The sequence below is a fragment of the Sporosarcina sp. P7 genome (assembly GCF_002743425.1).
Taxonomy (GTDB): Bacteria; Bacillota; Bacilli; order Bacillales_A; family Planococcaceae; genus Sporosarcina.
The window spans coordinates 319,186-327,749 of sequence record NZ_PDZF01000002.1; the positions used below are offsets into that span (position 1 = coordinate 319,186).

The window sequence follows — 8,564 nt, forward strand, 5'->3', positions numbered from 1 at the left end:
CTAGCGATGAGTGAAAATGGACAATATTTAATCGGTAGGCCGGTCGTGACAATTTTCCATAATACGACGAATCTATTTTCCATCGTCAAGTTGAAAGTCACATCCACCAATACCGACTACCGCGACAGTGAAATAGTGATCAAAGGGTCATTCCCTCCTTTAGTTGCGGAAGAAGAGTACAAATTTACGGGTCGACTTGTTACCCATCCGGTACATGGACAGCAGTTCGATGTGCAGACGTTTTCGAAAGAGTTACCTGCAACAGAGGCGGGTTTGATCCATTACCTTTCCGGTGATTTATTTCCTGGAATTGGGAAGAAAACAGCTAGTGATATTGTCAAGACACTTGGCAATAACGTCATTCAGAAAGTTCTTGAAGACCGCAGTGTCCTTGATCAAATCCCGCGTTTAAGTGACGAGCGGAAAGATACGCTCGTTTCCGTGTTGCAGGAGAATCTAGGTCTTGAACGGACGATGGTGCAACTGAATGAATGGGGCTTCGGTCCACAAGTGGCCATGCGGATCTATCAAGCGTATCAAGATGATGCCATCACGATTCTGACAGAAAATCCGTACCGTTTAATTCAGGAAATCGAAGGAATCGGTTTTCAACGTGCTGACGATCTAGCGAAGCAACTGGGGCTCGTCGGGGATCATCCTGCGCGTATTAAGGCAGCAGTTTATTACAGCGTACATAGTGAAGTACAGTCAGCGGGACATGTCTACGTAGAGTCTGAGGTGATCTTGCCACAAGCGAAGCAGTTGCTTGAATCGAGTCAGGCGCATATTATCTCCTACGAATCGATTACCCAAGCAGTGATTGAACTCGTTGAAGAAGGCGCATTGTCTGCTGAAATGCAACGTCTCTACTTACCATCTCTTTATTTTTCAGAAATCGGTATTGCTGCTAAAGTAAATAAAATTCTTGAAAATGAAGTCGCTGAACAATTTCCTGCTTCAGAAATTAGAAAAGCTATAGGTGAAATTGAAGAACGCTTGGAAGTGCAATATGCCGAAACGCAAGTCGAAGCGATCGAGCGCGCCCTTCATTCTTCACTGCTCGTGTTAACGGGGGGACCAGGGACAGGGAAGACAACGGTAATTAGAGGATTGGTTGAGGCGTATGCAGAACTGCATGGCATCTCACTCGACCTCGACGAGTATGCACGAAAAAAAGAACCGTTCCCGATCATTTTGGCAGCACCTACTGGACGCGCTGCGAAACGCATGTCCGAATCGACGGGATTACCTGCTATGACGATCCATCGTCTACTCGGATTTACGGGTCAAGACGCTGAAGAGGAGACAGAACGCGAAGTGGATGGCAATCTTATCATCATTGATGAAACATCCATGGTAGATACTTGGCTCATGCATCAGCTGTTAAAAGCTGTCCGCAACGATGCACAGTTATTATTCGTTGGAGACCAGGATCAACTGCCTTCCGTTGGACCTGGACAAGTGTTGCGTGATTTCATGCAGTCAGGAAAAATTCCAGTTGTTGAACTGACGGATATTTTTCGACAAAGTGAAGGCTCGACCATTATTGAAATGGCGCATATGATCAAGCAAAAGGAATGGACGATGGACGTCACAAAGAAGACATCGGACCGTTCATTTATCAAAGCTTCGAGTGATCAAATTTTGCCTGCAGTCAAACAAATTGTCCAAAATGCAACATCAAAAGGACATTCTATTAAAGACATTCAAGTATTGGCACCGATGTATAAAGGTCCAGCAGGCATAGATGGTTTGAATAAAATGATTCAAGAAGTCACGAATCCGCCTGCAGAAGGAAGAAAAGAAATGGTTTTCGGTGAAACGACCTATCGCGTCGGAGATAAAGTACTGCAACTTGTCAACCAACCGGAAAGTAATGTCTTTAACGGAGATATGGGCGAAGTCGTTGCGATCATGTTAGCGAAAGAAACTACTGACAAGAAAGCGATCATGGTGGTCTCCTATGACGGCAATGAAGTGCAGTACGAGCGAAGTGATTTGAATCAGCTGACACTTGCGTATTGTTGTTCTATCCATAAATCTCAAGGAAGTGAATTTCCGATTGTTGTCATGCCTATCGTGAGAAGTCAGCGGAAAATGTTGCGACGTAATTTACTTTACACAGGGATTACGCGCGCAAAGAACTTCTTAATACTGTGCGGTGAAGCGGAAGAATTTAAAGCGGGTATTGCACGTACTGACGAAACGGAACGGCAGACGACGCTAAAAGAACGTATTTCGGGTGAAACACAAGAAAATCAGACAACACCACGCGAGGAAACCATTGTTCTCGATGCAACACCTGCAAAAGTGACAGTTGAACCTCAAGATTCATCGCAAGCGAAGCTAACAATGGACAATTTTACTGGCATCGACCCGCTCATTGGCATGAACAATGTGTCGCCATTTGACTTTCTTGAAGTGACTGATTGACAAAGCGAGAGAACTTTCCTATAATTCGTTTAGAAATAATCAAAAACGTTGAAGGAACAAGTACCTGTTTATTCTGTGTCATAGAAAAGAGCTTCTTGGCTGAAAAAGCTCTCTCAGATCTACAGCGAACGCTATTCCGAAGTTGCAGGCTAATCCCTGCCGTCTTGCCGCGTTAAGGCAACTCGAGATACCGCGTCATGCGGTAATTAGGGTGGTACCGCGATCAATGAAACCTTCGCCCCTTTATACAAGGGGTGGAGTTTTTTTAATTTTAGGAGGAGCAAAACGATGAGAAAACTTACGGCATCTGAAATTCGCCAAATGTTTTTAGACTATTTTAAAGAGCATGGGCATACTGTAGAACCATCAGCTGCATTAGTGCCAGTTGATGATGCATCACTATTATGGATCAACAGTGGAGTCGCTACATTGAAGAAATATTTTGATGGACGAGTGATTCCTGAAAACCCGCGGATTGCGAATGCACAAAAATCGATCCGCACAAACGATATTGAAAATGTCGGCTATACAGCGCGTCATCATACGTTCTTTGAAATGCTTGGCAACTTTTCTATTGGTGATTATTTCAAAGAAGAAGCAATTGTTCGTGCGTGGGACTTTCTGACAAATGAACAATGGATCGGCTTTGACCCAGAACGCCTGTCCATTACTATTCATCCGGAAGATGAAGAAGCGTACACCATTTGGAAAGATCAGATTGGTATTCCAGTAGAGCGAATCATTCGACTTGAAGGAAACTTCTGGGATATCGGCGAAGGCCCAAGTGGTCCAAACTCCGAAATCTTCTACGATCGCGGACCAAGTTACGGTGACGACTTCTCCGATCCTGAATTGTATCCAGGTGGAGAAAACGAACGTTATTTGGAAATTTGGAACTTAGTATTCTCTGAGTTCAATCATAATCCTGATAACACATACACACCGCTTCCAAAGAAAAACATCGATACAGGAATGGGTCTTGAGCGCATGGCATCCGTGATCCAGGACGTGCCTACAAACTTCGATACGGACTTGTTCTTACCGATCATTGAAGCTGTAGAAAATGTATCAGGCAGAAAATACGGCCAAACTACGCAAGCAGACACAGCATTTAAGGTAATTTCAGATCATATCCGCACTGTAGCATTCGCTATTGGGGACGGAGCACTTCCTTCCAATGAAGGCCGTGGCTATGTTCTGCGTCGTCTATTAAGAAGAGCCGTTCGTTTCGCGAAACAATTAGGTATTGATAAGCCATTTATGTACATGCTGGTACCTATTGTTGGGGATATCATGAAAGACTTCTATCCTGAAGTCCACGATAAACAAGCGTTCATTATGAAAGTCGTGAAAAACGAAGAAGACCGTTTCCACGAAACATTGAATGACGGTATGGCAATCCTATCGACGATCATTGAAAAGGCCAAAGCTTCAGGCTTGCCAATCGTCTCAGGCAGTGATGCGTTCAAGCTCTATGACACATATGGTTTCCCGTTTGAATTAACGGAGGAATTTGCCCTCGAGGAAGATGTAGCAGTTGACCGTATCGGATTTGATGAAGAAATGGCTGCACAACGAAACCGTGCACGTGCTGCGCGTGCGACATCGGACTCCATGCATATTCAATCGGGCGTGCTCGGTGAAGTACATGAAGCAAGTGAATTCATTGGCTATGGTCAACTAGAAACCACTGCGATCGTTAGTGTTCTGGTTCAAGATGGTCAACGCATCTCACATGCATCTGAAGGAGAAACAGTACAAATCATTTTGGATCGGACTCCGTTCTATGCAGAAAGTGGCGGTCAAGTAGCTGATAAAGGAACGATCTCAAACGAATCATTCACAGCGGAAGTTCGCGACGTAAAAAAAGCGCCTAATGGACAGAACTTGCACACAGTCTTCATCAGTTCAGGCGAATTGAATGAAGGTGTATCAGTTCATACAAAAGTGGACGAGTTCTCACGCAATCTGACGGTCAAAAATCACACGGCTACACACTTATTGCACCGCGCATTGAAAGATGTTCTAGGTGAACATGTCAATCAAGCAGGTTCATATGTTGGTCCAGATCGTCTTCGCTTTGACTTCTCTCATTTTGGACAAGTCACGAAAGAAGAACTTGAGCGCATTGAATTCCAGGTCAATGAACAAGTTTGGGCAGGTATTCCCGTCAACACCATCATTTCACCAATTGCAGAAGCAAAAGAAATGGGTGCGATGGCATTGTTCGGTGAAAAATACGGCGATATCGTTCGCGTGGTCAAAGTCGGTGATTACTCTGTCGAGCTGTGTGGAGGATGTCACGTTGTCAACACATCTGACATCAACGTATTCAAAATCGTTTCTGAAAGCGGTATTGGAGCGGGCACACGCCGTATTGAAGCCTTCACGGGTGGACAAGCATTCCGTTCATTTAAAGAAGATCAAGCAGTCATCGACCAAGTAGCAGCAACGGCAAAAGCTACCCCGAAAACAGTTGTCACAAAAGTCGAATCGATTCTCGCTGACTTTAAAGAACTTCAACGTGAAAACGAGTCATTGCAAGCGAAAATGGGCAACAGCCAATTGGCTAGTATTATGGAAACGGCTCAGCAGATCGAAGACGTCACAGTCATTTCTGCAAATGTTGAAGTAAAAGACAATAACGGTTTACGTCAATTGATCGATGAAATGAAACAAAAAACTTCCAAAGGCGTCATTGTACTGGGTACAGTTACGGACGGGAAAGTAATGCTAGCGGCTGGCGTTACTGATGATCTAAAAGGCGGAAACTACCACGCAGGTAAAATCGTCAACCATGTTGCGTCACTTTGTGGCGGAAAAGGTGGCGGGCGTCCGGATATGGCGATGGCAGGGGCGAAAGATGCGTCAAAACTTGATGATGCGCTTCAATCCGTGTATGATTATGTAAAATCTGTTTAACCATTTTGAAGAGCGATTCATCATAAAATATAGATACATGTTACTAGTTACATTTCATTGGGGTGGCTAAAGTGTCTACCCCGATGATTGAACTGGAATGAATACGAACGGTGGTTAATCCACAAATCTATTTACTATATATATTATGACGGTAGATCGTTATACACATAAATGGAAATCGGAAAGCGGGGTGTCGAGTATGAATTCGTCCGATGAAACGATGAAGTTTAACTTTCCTGAAGAATCGATGGAGGAAGAAGTCAAAACAGTCATGCTCCACGTTTACAAATCATTAGAAGAAAAAGGTTATAATCCAATTAACCAGATGGTTGGCTATTTACTATCTGGAGATCCAGCCTATATTCCGCGCCACGAAGACGCTCGTAGTTTGATAAGGAAACTGGAACGAGACGAAATTCTAGAGGAATTGGTTAAGTTCTATATCCGAGAAAACAGAGGTAAAGCAGAATGAGAACTATGGGATTGGACGTTGGCACAAAAACCGTTGGCATTGCGATAAGCGATAGTCTCGGTTGGACAGCCCAAGGAATCGAAACCATCAAAATTGATGAAGCGGTAGGTTCCCTCGGGATGAAACGAGTCAAACAATTGACAGAAGAATACGAAGTGACGGGGTTTGTCGTCGGGTATCCTAAGAATATGAATAATACAATAGGGCCCCGTGGAGAAGCATCTGAACAGTACGCTGAGAAGTTACGCGAGAAGTTCGGTTTGCCTGTCATTTTGTGGGATGAACGATTAACTACCATGGCTGCTGAACGCGTTTTGATTGAAGCGGATGTCAGCCGTAAAAAGCGTAAATCGGTCATTGATAAAATGGCAGCTGTCATGATTTTACAAGGTTATTTGGATTCACAAAAAAACTAGAGGTGATTAAACAATGGAACACGGACAAGAAACAATGACAATCGTAGATGAGAACGGCGAAGAGCACGTATGTGAAGTAATTTTAACATTTGATTCAAAAGAATATGAAAGATCGTATGTACTTTACCATATTTTGGATGGCGAAGAGACAGATGATGACGAGGAAGTGGAAATTCATGCATCCGCATTTATCCCGACTGAAGAGGGAGAAGATGGCGGAGCACTACTTGAAATCGAATCCGATGAAGAATGGGATATGATCGAAGAAGTATTGAACACATTCCTTGATGAAGAAGAAGAGTAAGCGATAATCTCATGTGACGGGCGGAATGGTGCTGACCGTTCCGTCTTTTTAATGGAATTATCTATTGCGAAGGAAGAGGTGAGGCTTGTGGGAAAAGAGCCCCAAAGAAAAAAGGAAGTCATGTTTGAACGTATGTTAGAACAGAAGGAAGAAGTGAGAACCGTCAGAAAAATAGTGCTTTGGATTGTGGCAGTCGTATTGGTTGTAGGGATAGTTGGAGGATTTTCAGTCTATACATACATAAAAAGTGCCTTGGAGCCTGTTGATCCGGATTCGGAAAAGATCGTAGAAGTAGAAATTCCGATCGGTTCAGGTTTGGATGTAATTTCAGAAAAACTGGAAGAGTCGGGTATCATTAAAAATGCGCGGGTATTCAAATACTATGCAAAAGTAAACAATGAAGCAGATTTCCAGGCTGGCACGTATGGATTAACACAGTCCATGACGCCAGATGAATTGATTAAGAGTCTGAAAACAGGTGTAGTCTATCGCACACCAGTATTTACATTAACGATTCCAGAGGGATTAACGATTGATCAAATTGCAGATAGAACAAGCAAAAAAACAACGATTACCAAAGAGCAGTTTATGGAGTATGTGACGAATGAACAAGTCATTCAAGAATATATGGCCAAGTATCCAGATGTTATAACAAAGGAAGTTCTCAATGAGAATATACGCTATGCACTGGAAGGTTATTTATTCCCAGCTACGTATCCGTTCTACGAGGAAAAGCCTACTGTCAAAGAAGTGGTTGATACGATGGTGGATGCCACTGTGCAAAACGTCATACCGTATAAAGCGTATTGGGCGGAGGAAGGCAAAAATCGTTCTGTTCATAAAATGCTAACATTTGCCTCTTTGCTAGAAAAAGAAGCAACGGGACAAGCAGATCGTGAAACCATTGCGAGTGTCTTCAATAATCGTATTGAACAGGGTATGCCGCTGCAAACAGATCCGACGGTTTTATATGCATTAGGAGAACATAAAGCCCGCGTCATGAATGAAGATTTGAAAGTAGATAATGTCTATAATACGTACAAAAATAAAGGGTTACCGCCAGGGCCTATTTCGAATGCCGGAACTGCTTCTCTCCAAGCAACTGTAGAACCTTCCAAGACAGGCTACTTGTTCTTCTTGGCAGATAAAGATGGCGTGAATCATTTTGCTAAAACATATGAAGCCCATTTGAAAAACAAAGCAAAGTATATCGACAGCCAACATAAATAACACGTCGTAAAGGGGAAGTAGATATGACGGACTACAACACGTACATTAGCCGCTTTGTAGTAGTAAAAGAGCCGCTCATCCTAGAGATGGAGCGCTACGCTGCAGAGCACCGTGTGCCAATCATGGATGATACAGGCTTGTATACGTTAATCGGACTGCTACAAATACAGCAGCCGAAACGTATTCTAGAAATTGGAAGCGCAATCGGCTATTCGGCTATTCGATTGGCGAAAGCTTTTCCTGACGCTGTCATTTATACAGTCGAGCGCGATACAGAGCGATATGAGAAAGCGGTCGAGTATATTGAGCGCAGTGGACTACAGGAGCGTATTATCATTATTCATGATGATGCGCTCGAGTTAGATGAAACCAAGTTACCGCAGGAACCATTTGATGCACTGTTCATCGACGCAGCAAAAGGGCAATATCGAAAGTTTTTCGACAAATATAGCCCGCTCGTCGGTCCTGCAGGTGTAATCTATTGTGATAATATGTTCATGCATGGTATGGTGCTGTTGGAAGATGCAGACATACCAAAACGCAACCGCACAATGATACGTAATTTGCAACAATTCACGAGCTGGGCGATGCAGAACGATCACTATGACACATCTCTAGTTCCAATAGGAGACGGCATTTTAATCGCTGTGAAAATAGTCAAGCCCCTTAAAAATGGACACGAAAGTTTATGTACAATTGTGTGTGTTATGCACTTTCCAAATACCTAGCCAGGAATGCTTCGGGAGACAAATAACCTAAGCGTTTTTGGCTACGTATTTCTTTGTAG

General features: G+C 43.4%; 7 protein-coding genes and 1 other annotated feature. All 7 genes read left to right on the top strand.

Annotated elements, in window-relative coordinates; all coding sequences use genetic code 11:
- Nucleotides 1–6 precede the first annotated feature (6 nt).
- The 7 genes from recD2 (at nt 7) to CSV60_RS04230 (ending at nt 8,505) form a co-directional block, all read left to right on the top strand.
- The gene (gene recD2, locus CSV60_RS04200; protein ID WP_099636067.1) at nt 7–2,433 is read left to right on the top strand and encodes an SF1B family DNA helicase RecD2; all 2,427 of its coding nucleotides are present in this window, start codon (nt 7–9) and stop codon (nt 2,431–2,433) included.
- 39 nt (nt 2,434–2,472) lie between these two features.
- Nucleotides 2,473–2,679: a binding site (T-box leader), on the top strand.
- Between the two features lie 42 nt (nt 2,680–2,721).
- The gene (gene alaS / locus CSV60_RS04205) at nt 2,722–5,355 is read left to right on the top strand and encodes an alanine--tRNA ligase (protein WP_099636068.1); all 2,634 of its coding nucleotides are present in this window, start codon (nt 2,722–2,724) and stop codon (nt 5,353–5,355) included.
- Nucleotides 5,356–5,554: 199 nt separating this feature from the next.
- The gene (locus tag CSV60_RS04210) at nt 5,555–5,827 is read left to right on the top strand and encodes an IreB family regulatory phosphoprotein (RefSeq protein WP_099631625.1); all 273 of its coding nucleotides are present in this window, start codon (nt 5,555–5,557) and stop codon (nt 5,825–5,827) included.
- A complete protein-coding gene (ruvX, locus tag CSV60_RS04215; protein ID WP_099636069.1) occupies nt 5,824–6,243 on the top strand; it encodes a Holliday junction resolvase RuvX in 420 nt (139 codons plus the stop codon). Before CSV60_RS04210 ends, ruvX begins: the two co-directional genes overlap by 4 nt.
- 13 nt (nt 6,244–6,256) lie before the next feature.
- Complete coding sequence (locus CSV60_RS04220) at nt 6,257–6,547, top strand: DUF1292 domain-containing protein (RefSeq protein WP_099631627.1); 291 nt, start codon at nt 6,257–6,259, stop codon at nt 6,545–6,547.
- Between the two features lie 51 nt (nt 6,548–6,598).
- A complete protein-coding gene (gene mltG / locus CSV60_RS04225) occupies nt 6,599–7,777 on the top strand; it encodes an endolytic transglycosylase MltG (RefSeq protein WP_099631628.1) in 1,179 nt (392 codons plus the stop codon).
- 23 nt (nt 7,778–7,800) lie between these two features.
- The gene (locus tag CSV60_RS04230; RefSeq protein WP_099636070.1) at nt 7,801–8,505 is read left to right on the top strand and encodes an O-methyltransferase; all 705 of its coding nucleotides are present in this window, start codon (nt 7,801–7,803) and stop codon (nt 8,503–8,505) included.
- Nucleotides 8,506–8,564 lie beyond the last annotated feature (59 nt).

Bases quoted from the DNA above. Each gene is read 5' to 3' on its own strand.
- ruvX (WP_099636069.1), top strand. From the start codon at position 5,824: ATGAGAACTATGGGATTGGACGTTGGCACAAAAACCGTTGGCATTGCG.
- recD2 (WP_099636067.1), top strand. From the start codon at position 7: ATGAGTGAAAATGGACAATATTTAATCGGTAGGCCGGTCGTGACAATT.
- CSV60_RS04230 (WP_099636070.1), top strand. From the start codon at position 7,801: ATGACGGACTACAACACGTACATTAGCCGCTTTGTAGTAGTAAAAGAG.
- mltG (WP_099631628.1), top strand. From the start codon at position 6,599: ATGGAATTATCTATTGCGAAGGAAGAGGTGAGGCTTGTGGGAAAAGAG.
- alaS (WP_099636068.1), top strand. From the start codon at position 2,722: ATGAGAAAACTTACGGCATCTGAAATTCGCCAAATGTTTTTAGACTAT.
- CSV60_RS04210 (WP_099631625.1), top strand. From the start codon at position 5,555: ATGAATTCGTCCGATGAAACGATGAAGTTTAACTTTCCTGAAGAATCG.
- CSV60_RS04220 (WP_099631627.1), top strand. From the start codon at position 6,257: ATGGAACACGGACAAGAAACAATGACAATCGTAGATGAGAACGGCGAA.